At 63.0% G+C, this 19481-nt stretch carries 23 protein-coding genes and 1 pseudogene; 12 read left to right on the top strand and 12 right to left on the bottom strand.

Features of this window, described 5'->3' with window-relative positions; translation table 11 throughout:
- Nucleotides 1–104 precede the first annotated feature (104 nt).
- From BEN47_RS15080 to BEN47_RS15075, 3 genes are all read left to right on the top strand, one after another.
- Nucleotides 105–398 (top strand): hypothetical protein, encoded by a 294-nt coding sequence (locus BEN47_RS15080; RefSeq protein WP_070729312.1) that lies wholly within the window; start codon nt 105–107, stop codon nt 396–398.
- 7 nt (nt 399–405) lie between these two features.
- Nucleotides 406–537: a hypothetical protein gene (locus BEN47_RS22530; RefSeq protein WP_262490411.1), complete on the top strand. Its 132-nt coding sequence runs from the start codon at nt 406–408 to the stop codon at nt 535–537.
- A 70-nt stretch (nt 538–607) separates the two neighbouring features.
- Nucleotides 608–1027, top strand: a complete 420-nt coding sequence (locus tag BEN47_RS15075; RefSeq protein WP_070729310.1) for a hypothetical protein — start codon at nt 608–610, stop codon at nt 1025–1027.
- Between the two features lie 82 nt (nt 1028–1109).
- On the opposite strand, the gene BEN47_RS15070 is transcribed toward BEN47_RS15075, so the two are convergent.
- Both BEN47_RS15070 and BEN47_RS15065 read right to left on the bottom strand, forming a co-directional pair.
- Nucleotides 1110–1454, bottom strand: coding sequence for a DUF5615 family PIN-like protein (locus BEN47_RS15070; protein ID WP_070729308.1), 345 nt, complete (start codon nt 1452–1454; stop codon nt 1110–1112).
- A complete protein-coding gene (locus BEN47_RS15065) occupies nt 1451–1675 on the bottom strand; it encodes a DUF433 domain-containing protein (protein WP_070729307.1) in 225 nt (74 codons plus the stop codon). The genes BEN47_RS15070 and BEN47_RS15065 overlap by 4 nt, the downstream gene beginning before the upstream one ends.
- A gap of 114 nt (nt 1676–1789) precedes the next feature.
- On the opposite strand from BEN47_RS15065, the pseudogene BEN47_RS23065 reads away from it, so the two are divergent.
- Nucleotides 1790–2179 (top strand): annotated as a pseudogene (locus tag BEN47_RS23065) (DUF433 domain-containing protein).
- Between the two features lie 4 nt (nt 2180–2183).
- Here BEN47_RS23065 and BEN47_RS22275 read toward each other — a convergent pair.
- On the bottom strand, nt 2184–2483 hold the full coding sequence (locus BEN47_RS22275; RefSeq protein ID WP_239691625.1) for a DUF433 domain-containing protein: 300 nt from the start codon (nt 2481–2483) through the stop codon (nt 2184–2186).
- Between the two features lie 111 nt (nt 2484–2594).
- On the opposite strand from BEN47_RS22275, the gene BEN47_RS15050 reads away from it, so the two are divergent.
- On the top strand, nt 2595–3908 hold the full coding sequence (locus BEN47_RS15050) for a cation:proton antiporter (protein WP_070729304.1): 1314 nt from the start codon (nt 2595–2597) through the stop codon (nt 3906–3908).
- Nucleotides 3909–3931: 23 nt separating this feature from the next.
- Here BEN47_RS15050 and BEN47_RS15045 read toward each other — a convergent pair whose 3' ends face one another.
- Both BEN47_RS15045 and BEN47_RS15040 read right to left on the bottom strand, forming a co-directional pair.
- Complete coding sequence (locus tag BEN47_RS15045) at nt 3932–5992, bottom strand: ExeM/NucH family extracellular endonuclease (RefSeq protein ID WP_070729302.1); 2061 nt, start codon at nt 5990–5992, stop codon at nt 3932–3934.
- A gap of 221 nt (nt 5993–6213) precedes the next feature.
- Nucleotides 6214–6657: a hypothetical protein gene (locus tag BEN47_RS15040; protein WP_070729300.1), complete on the bottom strand. Its 444-nt coding sequence runs from the start codon at nt 6655–6657 to the stop codon at nt 6214–6216.
- A 208-nt stretch (nt 6658–6865) separates the two neighbouring features.
- Here BEN47_RS15040 and BEN47_RS15035 point away from each other — a divergent pair, with 208 nt between their 5' ends.
- The 4 genes from BEN47_RS15035 (at nt 6866) to BEN47_RS15020 (ending at nt 10554) form a co-directional block, all read left to right on the top strand.
- Nucleotides 6866–7435, top strand: coding sequence for a GNAT family N-acetyltransferase (locus tag BEN47_RS15035; RefSeq protein ID WP_070729299.1), 570 nt, complete (start codon nt 6866–6868; stop codon nt 7433–7435).
- A gap of 129 nt (nt 7436–7564) precedes the next feature.
- Complete coding sequence (locus tag BEN47_RS15030; RefSeq protein WP_083322460.1) at nt 7565–8902, top strand: TPM domain-containing protein; 1338 nt, start codon at nt 7565–7567, stop codon at nt 8900–8902.
- A gap of 260 nt (nt 8903–9162) precedes the next feature.
- A complete protein-coding gene (locus BEN47_RS15025) occupies nt 9163–9732 on the top strand; it encodes a GNAT family N-acetyltransferase (RefSeq protein WP_070729294.1) in 570 nt (189 codons plus the stop codon).
- Nucleotides 9733–9786: 54 nt separating this feature from the next.
- On the top strand, nt 9787–10554 hold the full coding sequence (locus tag BEN47_RS15020; protein WP_070729292.1) for a creatininase family protein: 768 nt from the start codon (nt 9787–9789) through the stop codon (nt 10552–10554).
- 644 nt (nt 10555–11198) lie between these two features.
- Here BEN47_RS15020 and BEN47_RS15015 read toward each other — a convergent pair.
- The 5 genes from BEN47_RS15015 to BEN47_RS15000 all read right to left on the bottom strand — a co-directional run bounded on the left by BEN47_RS15015 (nt 11199) and on the right by BEN47_RS15000 (nt 15224).
- Entirely contained in the window at nt 11199–12233 is a 1035-nt protein-coding gene (locus BEN47_RS15015; RefSeq protein WP_070729290.1) for a LacI family DNA-binding transcriptional regulator, read from the bottom strand.
- Nucleotides 12234–12543: 310 nt separating this feature from the next.
- Nucleotides 12544–12858: a pentapeptide repeat-containing protein gene (locus tag BEN47_RS15010; protein WP_158011040.1), complete on the bottom strand. Its 315-nt coding sequence runs from the start codon at nt 12856–12858 to the stop codon at nt 12544–12546.
- A gap of 43 nt (nt 12859–12901) precedes the next feature.
- Complete coding sequence (locus BEN47_RS21530) at nt 12902–13066, bottom strand: hypothetical protein (protein WP_158011038.1); 165 nt, start codon at nt 13064–13066, stop codon at nt 12902–12904.
- 77 nt (nt 13067–13143) lie between these two features.
- Nucleotides 13144–14256 (bottom strand): T9SS type A sorting domain-containing protein, encoded by a 1113-nt coding sequence (locus BEN47_RS15005; RefSeq protein ID WP_070729286.1) that lies wholly within the window; start codon nt 14254–14256, stop codon nt 13144–13146.
- A complete protein-coding gene (locus BEN47_RS15000) occupies nt 14205–15224 on the bottom strand; it encodes a hypothetical protein (RefSeq protein WP_070729284.1) in 1020 nt (339 codons plus the stop codon). Before BEN47_RS15000 ends, BEN47_RS15005 begins: the two co-directional genes overlap by 52 nt.
- 250 nt (nt 15225–15474) lie before the next feature.
- On the opposite strand from BEN47_RS15000, the gene BEN47_RS23060 reads away from it, so the two are divergent.
- Both BEN47_RS23060 and BEN47_RS14990 read left to right on the top strand, forming a co-directional pair.
- Nucleotides 15475–15699, top strand: a complete 225-nt coding sequence (locus tag BEN47_RS23060) for a pirin family protein (RefSeq protein WP_438830505.1) — start codon at nt 15475–15477, stop codon at nt 15697–15699.
- Between the two features lie 104 nt (nt 15700–15803).
- Entirely contained in the window at nt 15804–16217 is a 414-nt protein-coding gene (locus BEN47_RS14990; RefSeq protein WP_070729280.1) for a hypothetical protein, read from the top strand.
- A gap of 49 nt (nt 16218–16266) precedes the next feature.
- Here the strand turns inward: BEN47_RS14990 and lysA are convergent, their stop codons facing one another.
- Nucleotides 16267–17490 carry a diaminopimelate decarboxylase gene (gene lysA / locus BEN47_RS14985; protein WP_070729279.1) on the bottom strand — a complete coding sequence of 408 codons (1224 nt, stop codon included), beginning with the start codon at nt 17488–17490 and terminating at the stop codon, nt 16267–16269.
- Between the two features lie 111 nt (nt 17491–17601).
- Here lysA and BEN47_RS14980 point away from each other — a divergent pair, with 111 nt between their 5' ends.
- A complete protein-coding gene (locus BEN47_RS14980) occupies nt 17602–18123 on the top strand; it encodes a DinB family protein (RefSeq protein ID WP_070729276.1) in 522 nt (173 codons plus the stop codon).
- A gap of 172 nt (nt 18124–18295) precedes the next feature.
- Here BEN47_RS14980 and BEN47_RS14975 read toward each other — a convergent pair whose 3' ends face one another.
- Nucleotides 18296–19387, bottom strand: coding sequence for an NADH:flavin oxidoreductase/NADH oxidase (locus BEN47_RS14975; protein WP_070729273.1), 1092 nt, complete (start codon nt 19385–19387; stop codon nt 18296–18298).
- Nucleotides 19388–19481: the final 94 nt, after the last annotated feature.

The following is a 19481-nucleotide window of genomic DNA, read 5'->3' as shown; positions in this document are numbered from 1 at the left end:
GCTAACAGCTGATGGAGGTGGGGCGTTTTAGACCTGGATAACCACCCTCACCATAATGAAACGCCACCCTTAAAGCAGGGTGGCGTTTTGCTAACCCGCTCCCCATGTTTGAAAACTACGACATCGACTTTGGCAAGCTCCACCTGAATTGGATGCACAGCGTTCGGATTGAACTAGACGAAATCCGGGAATTAATCCAGCAAGCCACGCAGGTTTCTACGTATATTCGTCCGGCCGGCCAATTTGAGCGCGTCGGCTATACCAATAGCTACCGGAAATTTATTGCGGTGGTTTTCACGTTGAGAGAACACACCATCGTCATTGACGATGTAAACCTTGCCGATTATGGAGCCATACGAAAAGCCGTCATCAAGCAGTTCCTCGAAGAAACCAACTAGCCTTTCGATGAATGGTAAAACGCCCGAGGAGTGGGAAGCGGGTCGTATCAGCGGCCCACTTTCCGATAAGGAGCTGTTTGCTTATTTGAAGAAGATTGGTAAGCTGCCACCCAATGCGGAGTACAAACAGGCTTCTTAATTCATGGAGCACTTTGGCTCTGTATGACAGGCACAATCCAAAATGTCCTTTTTTCTACACAATCGCATCTATGGAAGGACCTTTTGATTTTAGTGTTGCTATCATCAGCATATTTCTCGCTCTAATTGTTGTCGGGCTAAAGGTTGTTTTCAATGTACTGAAAGCAGTGCCGGAAATAGTGGATAAAACCCTTGCCAGTAAAACTCGTCCATCACAACCAGTGATGAGTATTTATGAGCAGCAGCAAAAGGTATGGAAAGACGAGTTATTGCAATTTGTAAATCAAAGTGGCAAGGTTAAAGCCTTAGAGTCATTAGAAATGCAGCTTAGAATGAAAATCAGTGGTTTACAGGAGTTTCATGACGAGCAAAAGCTAGAGTTTTCGCATATGCGATACGACGATGATGCTGTTAAAAGGCAGAAAAAATACGAGTTTCAAATAGCAGATTTAAAAAGAAAGATTACTTATGTGAATGCAATGGTTTCCTAGACAACGTAAATGCAATTCCAGCTTCTCCAGCTGCTGCCGCCCCCGGTCGCGGCGGGTGGGCGGGTGGGACCGTGGGGGATATTTAGGGCAGGATATTGCCAATCTCCACAAAGGGTTCTCCGGCTTCTAGTAGCTCTATGGCGGCAGGCAGGGTAGCGAGTAGCACTTCTTGCAGCCGCTCGTTGGAGGTGTTGCCGCAGGTAAGCCAGATAACCTGGGGCGGCGGGCCGAAACGGTCGAGCAGGTGCCGGAAGTCGGCGTCTTTGGTGAGCACGACGGCCCCGGCGGCTTTGGCGGCCCGGAATATTTCTTCGTCCTCGGCATCGCACAGGCCCAGTGTGCGGAGGGCTACGGCCTCAACGGGGAATTTCCATTTTATCCACGCCGCGATGAGGGGCGAGAGGTGCGCGTCAATCCAGATGGTCATGCGGCCAGGCGCGGGTAGTCGAGCTGGCGGGCGGCATATTGCAGGGCGGCTTGCAAGTCGGCCGCTTCGAGGTCGGGCATCTCAGCTAGAATCTGCTCGGCGGTGAGGCCGGCGGCGAATAGCTGTAGTACGTCGACCACGCGGATTCGCATGCCGCGAATGCATGGCCGGCCGCCGCACTGGCGCGGGTTGGTGGTGATGCGATGCTGCAAGGATTCCATACGGCTAAGATACTTCGGGTTTCGGTTCGCCGCTGCCGCCCCCGGTGGCGGCGGATGGGGTGGGCGTGGCCGTGGGGTCGTGGGGTCGGGGCGGCGCTTTCGTAACTTAGCCACATGGAAACGGCTGCTTCAGCGGCGCATCCGCGCATTACTCTCGACCCGAACATCTGCCACGGGCAGCCGGTGGTGCGGGGCTTGCGTTAACCGGTGTGGGTGGTGCTGGAGTATCTGGCTTCCGGCATGAGTGAGACGGAAATCCTGGCCGATTATCCCGACCTGGAAGCGGAGGACTTTGCGGCTTGTCAGGCCTACGCGGCATCCCTGCTCAAGAAGATGGGGCGCATATTCGAAACCAGCGGCCTGACCGACGAAGAAATTGCCGCCGGCAAAGCACCACGGCAAGCAGTGACGAAACAGGAGTTTCTAGCGCACCTGATAGAAACCGGGACGGTGCCACCTGCCACGGTCCTGAACGAAAAGGGACAGCTACCCTCGCGGCAATAGTTGCTTAGGCGGCGTATTGCAGGGCGGCTTGCCGGTCGAGGGCTTCGAGGTCGGGCATCTCGGCCAGAATCTGCCCGGCGGTGAGGCCGGCGGCGAATAGCTGGAGCACGTCGGCCACGCGGATGCGTATGGCGCGAATGCAGGGCCAGCCGCCGTACTGGCGCGGGTTGGTGGTGATGCGGGAGAGCAGGGATTCAGTAGGCCTCAGATACTTCTGGTTTCGGTTAGCTGCTGGGGTGCCGGGAACGGCCGGGTGGCGCTTGGAGCCGGGCAGGAGCAATACCAGGCGGGCAACTGTGCGCAATGGCTTTGGCCGGCCCTCTTGCTGATAATGACGTATAGCTGACGCATTACCTTGGCCGGCTGCCATGGCCCCGCAACGGTGCGGGACGCGGCGGCGGGCGTTTTTTTGCCAATGCCTTTCTACACCATCGCGCTGCTGCTGCTCGGCGTGGCCATTCTAGGCGTGGCCTGGCTGCCGTCGCTGCTGGAAAAATACCCGCTTTCGTACCCCATCCTCTACATTCTGCTGGGGCTGGGGGTGTACAGCCTGCCGCTGCACCTGCCCCTGGCCGACCCGCAGGCGCACATCCCGCTGGTGACGCACCTGTCGGAGCTGTGCGTGATTGTGGCCCTCACGGGCACGGGCCTGAAGATTGACCGGCCGTTTTCGTTGCGGGCTTGGCGCACGCCGCTGGTGCTGGTGCTGCTGCTCATGGTGCTCACCATTGCCGGACTGGCGCTGGCGGGCCACTGGCTGGTGGGGCTGGCCCCGGCTTCGGCGCTGCTGCTGGCCGCGGCCCTGGCCCCCACCGACCCCGTGCTGGCCGGCGACGTGCAGGTGGGCGACCCCGGCGAAGGCCGCGAAGACAACGTGCGCTTTGCTTTGACGGGTGAAGCCGGGTTGAACGATGGCCTGGCCTTTCCCTTTGTGTACCTGGCCCTGGCGCTGCTGCCCGCCGCCATGCCCCTGTCGGAACGGCTGGTGGACTGGCTGGTGATGGACGTGGGCTACCGCGTGGGGGCGGGCGTGCTCATGGGCTGGCTGTCGGGCAAGTTCCTGGCCTACCTCATTTTCAGCCTGCCCAAACGGGTCAGCATCAAAACGGAGGGCTACGGCTTTGTGGCGCTGGCGGTCACGCTCACGTCCTACGCCGTCACGGAGCTGCTGCACGGCTACGGGTTTCTGGCCGTTTTCATTGCCGCCATCACCCTGCGCGGCCGCGAGCGCCGGCACGAGTACCACCGGCAGATGCACGCCTTCACCGACCAGATGGAGCGCCTGTTCATCGTGGTTATCCTGCTGATGCTGGGCGCGGCCATGGCCGATGGCCTGCTGAGCGCCCTCACCTGGGAGGGCGCGGCAATGGGCCTGTTGCTGGTGCTGGTGCTGCGCCCCCTGGGCGGCATGCTGTCCCTGCTGGGCTCGAAGCGGGTGAGCCTGGCCGAGCGGGCAGTTATCTCGTTTTTTGGCATTCGGGGCATTGGCTCCATTTTCTACGTTGCCTTTGCGCTGGGCAAGGCCGAGTTTCCGCAGGCCCGGCAGGTGTGGGCCGTGCTGGCCTTCAGCATGCTGCTGTCCATCACGCTGCACGGCATTATGGCCACGCCCGTGATGAACTGGCTGGACCGCCGCCACGGCCGCAAAACCGCGGCGGAGATTACCGAAGCCACGGAGAAAGAAGACACCGAGAAAGAAACTACCGAGAAAGAAACCACCGCGGAATAAGCCGCGCCTATGCTGGGCATTCGCTACTCCTTCATTACACGCTGGGTTTGCTGAAAGCCCTGGCCGCGCAGCTTCAGCAGGTAGATGCCCGGCGCCAGGTGGGTGGTGTAGCGGTCAAGCTCGGCCTGAAGCATACCGGGCGAGCCCTGCAGCGAGAGCAGCCGGGTGCCTTGGGGCAGCGAAAAATCCAGGGTGAGGCGGCCGGCACTGGCCGGTATCTTGGCCAGGCTAAAGGCCACGGGGCCGGCGGCGGGGCTGGGGTACACAAACAGGCGCGTGGTGCCCCGGGCCGAGGCCGCGTTGCGGATGCCCGCGAAGTTGACCCCAATGAGCACGGGGTCGTGGTCGGAGCTGCGGAAGGGGGTACTGACGTCGGTGGCCGCGCCGGCCTGGTCGTACTCCAGCATCACGGGCTCGGCCGAGTTGATGTGCCACTTCTGCACATCAAGAAACCCCACCAGGTTGGATGTAATCACGGCGTGGTCGAGGGAGCCGGTGAGGCCCTTGAACACGTAGGAAGCGCTGGTGGGCGGCGTGGCGGGCACCAGCCCGGCGGCCCGCATGATGTCGATGGGGTCTTCTTCGTAGTTGGCGTTGTAGTCGCCGGCGCTCACCACCCGCGCGGCCCCGGCCGGTATCACGGCCTGATTGATGAACGCCACCAGCGCCGTGGCCTGGGCCTTGCGGCGGGCGTTGGAGCCGCCCTGCCCGTCGTTCTGGTCGGCATCGGCCCCGCTGCCGCTGCCCTTGCTCTTGAAGTGGTTCACCACAAAGCCCAGCGTGTCGGCCCGGGCCTTGCGCTTGGTCACGAACACCTGCGCCAGGGGCGGGCGCTCAAACACGCCCGGCACGGTGGCAATCAGGGCCGGGCCCAGCGGGGCCACGGCCGCGGGCTTGTAGATGATGGCGTTGTGAATCAGGTCGGTGTTGTTGGGCTGCTTGTTGGCGTCGCCGTCGTTCACAAACACGTAGGTGTTGGCGCCCATCGCCTGGTTCAGGCCGTTCACCAGGTCCTGAATGGCCGACGTAGAACCGTTGCCGTCGTTTTCAATTTCGGTGAGGCCCACCACGTCGGCGTTCATCTGGCGAAGCGCGGCAATGATTTTGGTGCGCTGGCGCATGAAGTCGGCCGGGGTTTTGGCCCCGCGCGCCGTGGGAAAGCCGCCGCCCTCGCCGTCGCCGTTGAAGTAATTGAGCACGTTGAAGCTGGCCAGCTTCAAATCGAGCGGCCCGAACGCGGGCGGCGCCAGCGGGCGCACCGTGCGCACGGTGGGTGCCTGGGCACCGGCCAGCGGCTGCAGGCGCCACTTGCCAAAGCCGTAGCCCATGATGCCGCGCAGGTTGCTGATGGTGCTGCCCACACGCACCGTGCCCGATTTGGGGTCGAGGTAGGGAATGGGCGTCGGGTTGGAGGCCGAGCTGCCATCGTCGAGAATCAGGCTGCGGCTGTCGTTGGCGGCCTGGTAGGCATTCACGGCGGCCAGGTTGCGGGTGCCGGTGCTGCTGGTGCCGGTGGCGGGGTCGTCGTTGGGGTCGATGAACTGCGTGGGCTGGTAGGTTACGCCTTCAGCCGAGAGCGTGAGCTCGCCGCGCAGCTTGAGGCTGTAGTTGTCGGTGACGGTGAGCGGCGCCACAAACTGCACCAGCATGCCCTCGTACCGCTCCGCGTCCCGAACCGAAAACGAGCCGTTTTGGAGCATGACAAACGCCGGCAGCGCATTGCCACTGGTGAGTACGGTTATCGCCGGCTCCAGCAGCACGGCCTGGGTGAAGGACGGCGCGCCGGCATCTTCCCGCACCGTGCCGGTGATGCGCACTTTGTCGCCCACAGCCACCGTGGGGTCTTTTTGCACCACAAAAATGGCGTCGGAAGTGGCGGGGTTGCCGTCGGCCGTGGCCGTCTCGTCCTGCACGTAGAAGCCGGCCGGGTTCAGGCCTTTGTACACGCCCGTTACCACCGCTTCAATGGTGTGGGTGCCGGCTTTGGCCTCATTGCCAGTGCCTTGAATGGTGCCAATGGGAGTGGCGCTGACCTGGGCCGCAGCCAGAAAAGAAAGAGCGGAGAGGACGAGCTTGCAGCGCATCAGAAACAGTAGAAAAGTGAGAATCGAAATAAATATAGGGTCCGCAATCGGACTCTCGCGGGCGGCAGCGGCGGCAGGGAGGCGCAGGCGCCGCTGGCACTGGGCGGGCGGGCGCCTGCGGGCACATTATCCTACTGGTTTATACCCAATTTAGAGCAGTGAAATAACCGGTGGCCGGCACCAGTAAAGGAAGAGTGCCGCCCCGCGGCAAGCCGTGCCTGCTAGGTGCCGCTCGGGGAAGTGGCCCGGGCCGGGCCGGAAGCATGCACGCTGTTCAGCCACCCGTAAGCGGCCGCTATTTCATCGAAAACAGCCACCTGGGGCTTTTGGTCGCTGAAAGAAGACATGAGGCCCAGATTGGTCCGGCAACTGAGCAGCGGGCTGCACACCCAGGCGATGTACTCCAGCCCGGCGGCGGCCACTTGCGGAATAAAATCGTAGCCTACCCACCGCGCCAGGTCCCAGCTGGTTTCCGTGATGTGGGTGTTGTCGTTCAGCGCCTTCCGGGCCCCGGTTTGCTTGATAAAGGCCAGCACGTCCTGGCAAGCAGCCTGCACCAACTCCAACTCCTGCGGGCCTTTCCAGTCCAGGTAAAGCCAGGCGTTTTCGTCGTCGTAATGCAGGTCGAGTACAGCAGAAGCGCAACAGGCATGTACGGGGACCAACGGGTGCGAGTGAGCAAATCGGGTGAGCAAATAAAGATACACTGGACCTCTCCAAAAAATCAGGCAGTTACTGTCGGAATTCAACTTTTTGCTTTGGCTGGCGGTATCAGGTAGATTATTGGGCTTTCGGGTGGCGTGGCGCTGGCTTCGCCGCGTCCCGGCGCCCAGGCCCGGCCGGTTGCCACGTGGGCCATAGTCCTTTTTAAGTATGATTCCTTTAATCACCCACACCCCCCGCCTGCTGCTGCTGGCGGCCAGCCGCGCCCTGCTCACGGCTGAGCTGCACAAGCCCCAGTACTTTCCGGTGCTGCTGGGCGCCGCCCTGCCCGCCGACTGGCCACCCGGCCACCACAACCGCGAGGCCATGACCTATTTCTTGGAGCAGCTCACGGCCGGGGGGCGCACCGCCGCCGGCTGGTACGGCTGGTATGCTCTGCGCAAAGCGGAAGGCGACGTGCCGCGCACCCTCATCGGGGCCGGTGGCTTCATGGGCCCGCCCGATGCGGCGGGGCTGGCCGAAATTGAGTTTTCCGTGGCCGCCGGGTGGCGCGGCCAGGGCCTGGGCACGGAGCTGGTGGCGGGCCTGTTGCAGCAGGCGGCCGCTACCGGCATGGTGCTGCAGCTGGTGGCCCACACCACCGCTGCCGACCTGCCCGCGCAGCACGTGCTGGCCGGCAACGGGTTTGAGCCGGAGGGCACCACCCCTGATGGCCGGCTACGCTTTGAGCGCGCGGTGGTGCCGGCGGCCGATGCGGCACTGGGAGCAGCCGGCGCATAGCGGGAGCAGCGGCCCGGGCCCACCCAGCCGCAGGCCCGAAAAGGGGAAACAAGCCGCCACCGCAGCTAAGCGGGCGCGGGCGACGTAGAAGGCAAAAAGCCCTTTCCTTCCACCCAAGCCCCCTTCGCCATGCCTCGTCTCTTGTTTCTTTTGCTGTTGCTGGTCTCGGCGGTCTTCGCGGGCCCCGTGGCCGCGCAATCCGGCGCCGAGGGGTTGCCGCCCCGGCCGAATCCCTTCAAATTTGTGAATGACCAGGCCGGGCTGATGGAGCCGGCCGATGCCAAAAAGCTGGAAAGCGGCCTGCGGCGCTACGCCGACAACACCGGCACCCAAATAGTAGTGGTGACCGTGCCCTCCCTGGGCGGGCGCAGCGTGGCCGACTACGGCCGGGCCCTGGGCACGGCCTGGGGCGTGGGCCAGCGCGACAAAAACAACGGCGTGGTGGTGCTGCTCAGCGGCCAGGAGCGCCAAGTGACCATTCAGCCCGGCAGCGGGCTGGCCGGCACCATTACCCCGGCCGTGACCAGCCGTGTCATCGCCGAAATGACGCCCGGCTTCAAGCAGGGCAACTACTTTGCGGGGCTGCGTGCCGGTCTCAATACCCTGATGGCTACGGCCAACCCGTCATCAGCCCCACAGGCGGCCCAGTTGGCCACACCTTCTTCTACGGACGCACTGGGCGCTGCGACAGGCACTGATGCTACCGGCGCCAACCCATCGGGCGCGGCTGAAACGCCGGTTGCCAGTACACCCTACGACCCAATGCTGTCGTCTCCTGCCGAGCCCGAATCGACGGGGCCGGGCATGGGAACGCTGTTGATTGGGGCACTGGCCGTGGGCGGCGTGCTGTGGTTTCTGGTGCGCATGTTCCGGCGGCGCAGCGCCGCCCCGGCGGGACCATCCAACAGCGCGCCTGGTAGTGCTGCCCCTGACTTCCTGCCCAACCGGCGCGAATCCAATAATCCCAATGCTACCCCCAACTTCCTGCCCAACCGGCCCAACGGCCCCTCGGGCGGCCCGGGCCAGGGCAACAACAATTACAACAACCCAAACCAGGGCGGCATGATGGGTGGCGGCGGCATGGGCATGGGCGGCATGCTGGCCACTGGCGCCGCCGCCGCCGCGGGCGCCTACCTTGGCAACCGCATGGCCTCGGGCCACGACACCGGTAGCAACAGCCTGGGCAACGAAGGCAATACCGGCAACCCGGGCCCTGGCACGGCAGCCGGCCTGGGTGGTGCCGGTTCGGGCGCCGCGGGCACAGGTGCCGCCAACGGTTACTTTTCGTCGCGCGACGGCGGGGACGCCGGAAATACCGCCCCCGATTATTTCTCTGCGGAAGACACGGCCAACAACTCGGGCGACTACTTCTCGGCCGATGACAACTCTTCCTACGACGACCCCAATTCCGGCGATTCCGGCGGTGGTGGCTTCGATGGTGACGACGACAACAGCGGGTCGTGGTAGAGCCTTAGCCCTGCCTTTTGGGTAGGGCTTAACACAATTCCTGAGTGGAAAAAGGGAGGTACACAGCCCTGAAAATAATTTCGGTATTGCGGTAACGCTGCTTCGGTTCTGAGCAGTCGTAGCACTTCGCTCTATCTTTCGGCCTCTTAGTCGGCGCCATGCTCATCTTGGTTGTCAATAGGCCGGGCATCGTGCAAACCCCGAATTTTGCCTTGCCGGCATAGCCCGGGGCGCTATCGCCGGATTCTTTTCTCTTGCTTATGAACTCAACCTCTGTCGCCTTGCCTGCGGTGCCCGTGCTGGACACCAGCCGCCTGGTGCTACGCGGCTTTCGCGCCGACGACTTCGAGCCTTGGTTTGCCCTGAGCCGCACGCCCGCTTACCACCGCTATTTCGGCCCCGAGGCCATGCCTGCCGAAGAAGTGTGGAAGCTGCTGCTGCGCAGCGCGGGCCACTGGGTGGTGATGGGGTACGGCTTCTGGGCCGTGGAGGAGAAGGCCAGCGGCCGGTTTATCGGCGCCGTAGGCTTCCTAAGCCTCAAGCGCGAGTTGAGCCCGCCGCTGGGCGACACGCCCGAAATCGGGTGGGTGCTGGACCCCGCCGTGCACGGCCAAGGCTTTGCCAGCGAAGCCGTGGCCGCCGTACTAGCCTGGGGCCACGCGCATTTTGGTCTCGTACGCACGGTCTGCATCATCCACCCCGACAATGCGCCCTCTATGAAAGTAGCTGCCAGGTTCGGCTACCGCGAATACGCCCGCACCACCTACCACGACCAGCCCATTGTGCTGCTCGAACGGGACGCGCTGCCGGCGGCTTGGCCGGAAAATTAATCCCCGGCCGCTCGCGCGCCGGTCACACTTCGTCGCTTTTTCTTGAAACCTGCTATGGCGCCGCGTCCCTACATCTTGGCCGAAACCACCTGGCACACCGTGCGCGAGGCCCACTACCAGGTGGTGGTGCTGCCCTGGGGCGCCACCGAGGCGCACAACTACCACCTGCCCTACGCCACCGACAACATCCAGAACGACTACGTGGCCGCCGAAGCCGCCCGCAAAGCCTGGGAGCAGGGCGCCAAAGTAGTGGTGCTGCCCAATATCCCCTTCGGCGTAAATACCGGCCAGCTCGACATTACCCTGGACATGAATTTGAATCCCAGCACGCAGCTGGCCATCGTGCGCGACCTGGTGCAGGTGCTGGCGCGCCAGGGCATTCCCAAGCTGGTGATTCTGAACGGCCACGGCGGCAACGACTTCCGGCAAATCCTGCGCGAGCTGCAGGCCGAGTTTCCCACGGTGTTTCTCAGCACGCTCAACTGGTTTAAGGCGGCCGACCGCAGCCAGTACTTCACGGCGCCCGGCGACCACGCCGACGCCCTGGAAACAAGCGCCATGCTGCACATTGCCCCCGACCTGGTAAGCCCCCTGGCCGACGCCGGCGATGGGGCGGCCAAGCAGTTCCGCATCGCGGCCCTGCGGCAGGGCTGGGCCTGGGCCCAGCGCGAATGGAGCAAGGTGACGGCCGACACCGGCGTGGGCGACCCCACCGAGGCCACTGCCGAAAAAGGCGCCGCGTTTCTGGAGGCCGCGACCACCAACATCGGGCAGTTCTTAGTAGAACTGGCCGCGGCCGACCCGCAGGATTTGTACGAATAAGGGTTTAGGGGTTAATGGTAAGTGGTGCGTGCCAGCCGTCGTGCGCCAGCCGTACGCTGCGCAACAGCCAGAATTAACTACTCATCACTCACCGTCAACTACGTGCTGCTTGGTTTTGCTCACTGTTTCGGGACCAAAAAGCTGACCATAGCCGAGAACATCCGCGAGGTGGTGGTCCCGTTATGGCCTGCGGGTTCCTGTGTACGTGGGCCACACGCCCGGCGACCCGGCCGCCAGCCTGGGTGCCATTCATGTTTGCCAGCTACGGCTTCGGCCAGCTCACGGCGGCCGAGGCTCCGGAGCGTATCGCCCAGCTTAGCGAATTGCGGGAGCGGCTGTAGTAATATTATTAAGCGGCTGTGGGAGCCCGGCCACCTGCCCACTTAAGGAGCCATGCCTCTTGTCATGCTGACGAAGGAAGCATCCTTTCACCAGCGAACAAATCGTTTCAGGGTGAGAAGGTTCTTCGGGGCTGCTTTAATCGCAGAATGCTCAGGATGACAAGTGGCGCAGACAGGAGGCGCAGGAGAGAGCCTTCGACATGCCCGGCATGCCGTCTTGATTTGCAGGAGGCGGGATTGAGCAGCTGGGCGAGTGGGGCGCATGGCTTCCCACGGCCACGACCCCCAAAAAAGGCTCCGTACCTATTTGCGCTGCGATGACTCGCGCACCAGCAGCTTGGGCTTGAGCACAATGGGCTTGGGCGGACCCACGCGGTCGGGGCCGCTTTTAAGCATTTTTTGCAGGAGCTGCACCGCCGTTTTGCCCATTTGTTCGCAGCGCTGGTCCACGCTGCTCAGCATGGGCTCGGTGAGCGTGGTAAACATTTCATTGCTGAAGCCCACAATGGCCACGTCCTGGGGCACGCGCAGCCGCTGGCTTTTCACCGCCTGAATGGCCCCGATGGCGGCCAGGTCGTTGCTCGAAAACACGCCGTTTGGGCGCTGGGGCAGTTTCAGGAGGTGGCGCATGGCCTGGGTGCCGCCCTTCTGGTTCATCTCGCAGAACATAATGAGTTCTTCGTCCAGTGGCAGGCCGTGGGCCAGGAGGGCGTCGCGGTAGCCCTGGTGGCGATTTTTGTGAATGCTCAGGTGCAGCGGGCCCGTGAAATGGGCAATGCGCGTGCAGCCCTGCTCAATGAGGTGCGTCACCACCTGGTAGGCGCCTTGGTAGTCGTCTACCACCACGGCGCTCACGTTGCTGCCGCTGAAATCTTCCACCACGCGGTCGAAAAACACCAGCGGGATGTTCTGCTGGCGCACGGCTTCGAAGTGGCCGAAGCTTTGGGTGGTATTTGCCAGAGAGACCAAAATGCCTTCGACCTGGGAGTTCATCAGCAGGTCGATGTTTTTCTGCTCCTGGAGGGCGTCTTCGTTCGACTGGCAAATCATCACGTTGAAGCCCAGCTTGGCGGCCTCGGTGGCGATGCCGTGCACCACCTGCGGGAAAAAGTGCCCCGTGATGTGCGGCACCAGCACGCCCAGGATGTTGCTGCGGCCCCGGCGCAGGGCGGCGGCCAGCTGGTTGGGCTGGTAGTGCAGCTCTTCGGCCAGCTGGCGGACGCGGGCCTTGGTGGCCTCGCTCACGTCGTCGTGGTCGCTCAGAGCCCGCGAAATGGTGGACGGCGAAAGCCCCAGCGTCTTGGCCAGGTCGGTTATGGAAGCACGGCGATTGGCCATCTTGAAATTGTAGCGAGGTGAAAGAATGCCCGCGTCCCGGTAGGAGCGGGGCGGGCCCTGGCACTACCGGAAAGGATGGGCTGCTGGGCCCACCGGCGCTCCGGCCGTGCATGCTGACAAGGTGCCGAAAGCTGGCGGGCGGCCTCGTGGCAAGGCTGCCCCTTTCGGGCGTAGATGGGAATTCATCCGCAATCTACTAGCCGAACAGGAATAGCCGCCCGCTGCAATGGAAAATAGTGGCCCGGAGGCTACGGTGGCACTTATCGTGCTGCTGGCGGAGGTTTCGGCCGTGGGGTCCGGCGCGCCGCGCTTATTCTACCACCAGCCCGTACTTGGCCACCACGCCCAGCAGGCCGTGCAGGGTGAAGCGGGCGTTGAGTAGCTGGTTGGTCTCGGGGTCGAGGGTGAAGCCGGTGGCCGAGGTGAAATCGGCGCCCACCAGCACGGTGTTCTGGAACACGGCCCCGGCCAGGGAACAATCCTGAAAAACGGCGTTCGACAAGTCGGTATCCACCAAATCGGCTTCGTCGAGGATGCAGCGCACGAAGCGGGTAGCCGGCATCTTGCGGCCCGCAAACGAGGCGTAGCGCATCTGGCAGTTGTCGAAATGTACCCCGAACATCATGTCGCGGCACGCCGTGAACTGCAGGCCCAGCAGCTTGCAGTCGTCAAACGCAACGTTTTGCAGCGCCGCTGAAATCGCAGTTCACGAAGCGGTATTCGTCGAACTCGGCATGGGGCAGCAGGAGGCGGGCATCCCAGTTTTCCGCCACGTTCTCGGCCGGGAAGTAATCAGGTTTGCGGGCGATGCTGGGTTTGCGACGGGGTTTCATAAGCGAGCAGAGCAAGCCGCAAATTAACGGCGAGCTGGCCTATGGAAGGGGTGTGCGGGGTGAAGTTTCGGCTGCCCCTATAGCTTCTCCACGCGCTGGGTTTGGCTGATGCCGGCGCCGCTGAGGCGCAGCAGGTAGATGCCCGGCGCCAGCCGGGCCGTCTGGCGGCTGATGTTAGCTGGCAGGGTTTCGGCGGTGCCCTGAAGGGCGAGGACTCGCTGACCCAGAGCCGACACTACCTCCAGCGTCAGGCGCTCGGTTTTGGGCAGGCCCACGATGCGGATATTGAAGGCGGCCGGGGCAGGATTGGGGAATACCTGCAGCTGCCCGCCGGCCTCGTTCTTCGGTTGCCCGGCAGCCGTTACCACGCCCCGGAAATTCAGCCCGATGAGGATGGGGTCGTGGTCGGAGGAGCGGAACGGGCTGTCGACCACGGTGGCCGCGCCGGCCACGCTGTATTCCAGGAATTCCGGCTCGAAGGCGTTGATGTTCCACTTGGCCACCGCCGCGCGGCCCACCAGGTTGGGCGTGAGCACGGCGTGGTCGAGGGCCCCGCTCAGGCCGCTGAATACGTAGGATATGCTGCTGGCCAGGCTGCCCACCACTAAGCCGGCGGCGCGCAGAATGTCCATGGGGTCTTCCTCGTAGTTGGCGTTGTAGTCGCCCACGCTCACCACGTAGCGCGTGCCGGCGGGCTTCACCGTTTTATCAATGAAGTCAATAAGGCCGTGGGCCTGGCCCCGGCGGCGCAGGTTGGAGGCGCCCTGGCCGTCGCCCTGGTCGGCGTTGAGGCCGCTGCCGCTGGCTTTCGACTTGAAGTGGTTCACGACCAGCGCAAAGGTGTCGGCGGGCTGGGTGGTGCGGGTGGTGATGAAAAGCTGGGCCACGGGCGGGCGCTCAAAAATGCCAATAGAAGTGTCCAGCAGCACGTTGCCGTAGAGCTTCACAGCTGCCGGCTTGTAGAGGATGGTGCAGCGAATCAGGTCGGTGTTGTTGGGCTGGCGCAGAGCGCCGTCTTCCACAAAGGCGTAGGTGGTGGCGCCCACGGCTTGGTTGAGGCCGTTCACCAGGTCCTGAATGGCGGAAGTGGCGCCGGTGCCGTCGTTTTCAATCTCAATCAAACCCACCACGTCGGCGTTCATCTGCACGAGGGCGGCAATGATTTTGCTGCGCTGGCGGTTAAATTCCACCAGCGTTTTGGCTCCGCGCGCCGTGGGAAAGCCGCCGCCTGCGCGTCGCCGTTGAAGTAGTTGAGCACGTTGAAGCTGGCCACTTTCACATCAATGGCACTAAAAGTGGGCACCGCGGGGCGCAGCACCGTCACCACGGGCGCATCGGCGCCGGCCAGGGGCTGCACGCGCCACCGGCTGTTGCCGTAGCCCAGAATGCCGCGCAGGCGGCCCACCGTACTGCCTATCCGCACGGTTTGGGTGGTGGCGTCGAGGTAGGGGATGGGCAGGGGGTTGACGGTGGCGCGGCCGTCGTCGAGGAGCAGAATTCGGCTCGCGTTGGCAGCCTGATAGGCCGTCACGGCGGCTACGTTGGTGGCGCCGGCGCTGGTGGTGCCGCTGGCTGGGTCGTCGTTGGGGTCCACAAATTGGGTGGGCTGGTACACCAGGCCCTGCGGGGAAATGTTCAGCTCGCCGCGCGACTTGAGCGCGGCCACGTCCGTAACCGTGACGGGGGCCGAAAACTCCACCAGCATGCCTTCAAAAGGCTCGGCCGTGGCGTTGGAATACGTGGCGTTGCTGATGATGGAAAACGCGGGCAGCGCATTGCCCGCCGACACCACCGTGATGGCAGGGCCCGTGAGCACGGCCTGGTTGAACGACGGCGTGGAGGCAATTTCCTGCACCGCCCCCGTGATGCGCACCCGGTTGCCTACCACCACCGAAGGGGCGGTTTGCACCACGAAAAGCGCATCGGAAGTCGCGGCGTCGCCGTCGGCCCCGGCAGCGTCGTTCTGCACGTAGAAACCGGCCGGGTTCAAGCCCGCGTACACGCCCGTGACGATGCCCTCAACCGTGAAGGTGCCCGACGTGGCCAGGGCCCCGGAACCCTGAATAATGCCAATGGGCGTGATTTGCTGGGCTCCCGCCGCAGCGCAGGCCACGAGAAATACAGTGAGCAGTGATAACGCCTTGTAAAAGAGTTGCATGAAGACAGGCTCGTGAATTGGAAGAATACCGAATACAAAAGTACCTGTATTTAGTCCAGTAGTAAGAGATGCCTCGGCTGCGCTCAGCATGACGTTCTGCTTGCCGGCATGATGTTCTGGTTTTATGGCGTTTTGGTTTTATTGACAACCCCAATTCCCGTTACTCAAATGCGCACCATTAAGCAGCACCGCGCCGTGAGTGCGCCCATTGCCGACCTCGTCACTTACCGGGCTCTGCCCACGGAATCCATTGAGTACGTGGACCCGTTTCTGTTTCTCAACCGCCACGGGCCACGTGTACCGGCCCCACCACAACGGCCAGCCCTTCGGCCCGCACCCGCGCCGCGGTTTCGAAACCGTGCCCTTTATTCTGGAAGGCGACATCCTGCACAAGGACAACAGCGAAGCCGAAACCCAGCAGGCCTACGCCGACTACCGGCGCGGTGCGTTTGGCACGTGGAAAGGCCAGTACTAAAAAAAAGCTGCCCGAAACTTAACCGCAGCTGCTGCTTTTGAGTTGTGGCCTGCAAACCTGTGCCGGTATGGGACAGTAGCTTTACCTGAGTTTTTGGTTTGTTGATGCAGCAGTTCAATCGTTCCCTTTATTTCGAAAACAGTTCCGGCCGCATTTGGGAAGAGCACGGTGGCTTCCTGCGGCTGGAATACCGCGCCGGGGTGCGCGAAATTCTGCAGTTTCGGGCCTTGCTCACGCACCTGGCGCAGGCCCTGAGCCGGCGGCAGTGGGACAAAATACTGGTGGACCAACGCAGCATGGCCCCTTTCAGCCCCACCGAGCAGGACTGGATGACCAACGAATGGCTGCCCCGCGCCGTGCGCGAAAGCGGCTACCGCTACGGCGCCGTGCTGGTGGCCCACAACGTATTCGCCCGCCTGGCCATGAACCAGCTGGTGATGGCCACCCGCACCCTGGCTCACACCTACCGCACCTTCGAAGCCGAAGACGCGGCCGTGGCGTGGCTTGCGCAGCAGTAGCGCAGCCGCACCAAGGGCTGCTGCCGTGCCTGGCAGGGGCAACGGTTCCTTACGCCTGCACTACTACCTCGGCGTCTACCTGACCGGCCAGCAGGTCCTCAAACGTCTGGCGGCGGCGGATGAGGCGCAACTGCCCGCCTTCGAGCAGCACCTCGGCGGGGCGGGTGCGCGAGTTGAAGCTGCTGCTCATCTCGAAGCCGTAGGCGCCGGCGTTGTGAAAGGCCAGCAGGTCGTTTTCGCGGATATCGGGCAGCAGCCGGTCCCAGGCAAAGGTGTCGGTCTCGCAGATGTTGCCCACCACGGTATAAAGCCGCCCGGTGCCCTTGGGGTTGGTCAGGTTGCTGATGTGGTGGTAGCTGTCGTAGAACATGGGCCGGATGAGGTGGTTGAAGCCGGAGTTCACGCCCGCAAACACGGTGGCGGTGGTTTGCTTCACCACGGCCACGTTCACCAGCAGGTAGCCGGACTCGCTCACCAGGTACTTGCCGGGCTCGAACCAGCACTCCAGCGGCCGGCCGTATTCTTTCTCGAAGGTTTTGAAGGCCGCCGCCACCTGCACGCCCAGGGCGTCGACGTCGGTTTCGGCATCGCCAGGCTTGTAGGGTACTTTAAAGCCCGAGCCCAGGTCCAGGAAGTCCAGCTCGGGGAAGCGGCCGGCGGCATCGAACAGGATTTCCAGCGCGCGCATGAACACGCCCACGTCCTTTATTTCGGAGCCGGTGTGCATGTGCAGGCCCTTCACGTGCAGGCCGGTGCCCTTCACCACGCGCTCCAGGTGGCGCAGCTGGTGAATGCTGATGCCAAACTTGCTGTCGATGTGGCCGGTCTGAATCTTATAGTTGCCGCCCGCCTCAATGTGCGGGTTCAGGCGCACGCACACCGGGTAGGAGCCGCCAAACGTGGCCCCGAACCGCTCCAGCAGCGAGATGTTGTCGATGTTGAGGTTGACGCCCAGGTCCTTGGCCTCTATTAATTCCTCAAACGTCACGCTGTTGGGCGTAAACAGAATATCGCCGGGTGCAAAGCCTGCGTGCAGGCCCAGCCGCACTTCATTGATGCTCACGCAGTCGAGCCCCGAGCCCAGGCTGTGAATGTGCCGCAGGATGCTCACGTTGCTCAGCGCCTTGCAGGCGTAGAAAAAGCGCGTTTTATGCCCCGAAAAAGCTTTTACAAGTTTTTCGTACTGACCGGTGATGGTCGCGGAATTATAAACGTAAAGGGGGGTGCCGAACTGGTCGGCAGCGGCGCGCAGCGCATCGTTAATACCAGACATAAGTACAAAAGTAAGGCCCGGTACGAGGAAAACCGGCCGTCCGGCTTCGGTCGCGCTCAGCCGGACGGCCTGAGGTTTTTTGGTTAATCATTATCACTGCACTACCCCAACATGTCCACCCCTCAACCCCTGGAAGTGTGGCTGCGCGGCCCCTTGCCCAACGTGCCGCCGCTGCTTCAGCCCGTGGCCCACGCCCTGCTGCAGGCCCGCGAAGAGCTGAACGCCGCGTTGGCTGATTTCCCGCCCGAGCTGCTCAATGAGCGGCCGGCCGGCGTGGCGTCCGTTGGCTTCCACCTGCAGCACTTGGCCGGCGTGCTCAACCGCCTGCTGACCTACGCCCGTGCCGAGCCTTTGTCAGAAAGCCAATTCGCCGATTTCAACGCCGAAACCCCGCCGCTGCCCATCTCCCCGGATGCGGTGATACGCTTGGTTCAGCGGTTTAATCAGGAAGTGGACGCGGCGCTACTGCAGCTGAGCATCACTGCCGAAAGTAGCCTGGCTGAAATGCGCGGGGTGGGACGGGCGCAGGTCCCGTCCACCGTTATCGGCATCCTCACGCACGCGGCTGAGCACACCACGAGGCACCTGGGCCAGCTGCTGGTGACGGCCAAGTGGGTGCGAAGCTTGGCGTAAAATGAGCAAAATAAAAACGTCATGCTGAGCTTGTCGAAGCATCTCGCGTGTGGTAGTGAACCAGTCGTTGAAAAAGGATTAGTAGACTGCACGCGAGATGATTCGACAAGCTCAGCATGACATTTCTTTATCAGGATAACGGCCTTTTATCAACACAACCTTTCTCTTGATTCTACCGCTGCCCGGCGGCGGCCTGCACCCGCGGCTTGCCCCGCTCGTACTGCGCTGGCCAAGGCATTTCAGCCCCCAGCTCGTGCGCCGCCAGCAGTGGAAAGTACGGCTCGCGCAGGAACTCGCGGGCCAGCAGCACCAGGTCGGCCTGGCCGTTGGCCAGAATGGCCTCGGCCTCGGCGGGCGTGGTGATGAGGCCCACGGCCCCGGTCATTACGCCCGCTTCTTCCCTGATGCGCTCGGCAAATTCTGTCTGGTAGCCAGGGCCCACGGGGATGGGTGCTTTGGGCACGTTGCCGCCCGTGGAACAGTCAATCAGGTCGACGCCGCGGGTTTTGAGAATAGAAGCCAGCTGCACGGCTTCGTCGGCGTTCCAGCCACCCTCGGTCCAGTCGGTGGCCGAAATTCGCACGATGAGCGGCAGGTTTTCGGGCCACACTTCGCGGGTAGCGGCCGTTACCTCCAGCAGCAGGCGAATACGGTTTTCGAAGGAGCCGCCGTACGCATCAGTGCGGTGGTTGCTCAGCGGCGACAGAAACTCGTGCAGCAGGTACCCGTGCGCCGCGTGCAGCTCAACTACCTGGAAGCCCGCCGCCAGGGAGCGAGCGGCGGCGGCCCGGAAATCAGTAATGACTTTCCGAATGCCGGCCTCGTCCAGGGCCGTGGGCTGGGGGTAATTGTCGGCAAAGGCCACGGCGCTCGGGCCTACCACCGGCCAGCCGCCTGCGCTTTCGGGCACGGCGCCTTCGCCGGTCCAGGGGCTGTAGGTGCTGGCTTTGCGGCCGGCGTGCGCCAGCTGAATGCCGGGCACGCTGCCCTGCGCCGTGAGAAAAGCCGTGATGCGCTGGAGCATGGGCAGGTGCTCGTCTTTCCAGATGCCGAGGTCGTCGGGGCTAATGCGGCCTTCCGGCGACACGGCCGCCGCCTCGCTGATGATGAGGCCGGCCCCGCCCACGGCGCGCCCGCCCAGGTGCACCAGGTGCCAGTCGCTGGCGAAGCCGTCGACGCTGCTGTACTGGCACATGGGCGACACCGCAATGCGGTTTTTTAGGGTAATTCCGCGCAGGGCGAGGGGTTCAAACAGCTTGGGCATGAGGAGTGACTGAGGAATGCGAAGCTAGATAACCTGTTTTTTGTGCCTGGGGTTATTGAATCAGAACGTATCTGGGGAAGCCAAGAAGGCGATT

The organism is Hymenobacter lapidarius (genome assembly GCF_001816145.1).
Classification (GTDB): Bacteria; Bacteroidota; Bacteroidia; order Cytophagales; family Hymenobacteraceae; genus Hymenobacter; species Hymenobacter lapidarius.
Note: the sequence above shows the minus strand (reverse complement) of the source record. Positions and strands in the feature narration are given on the sequence as shown.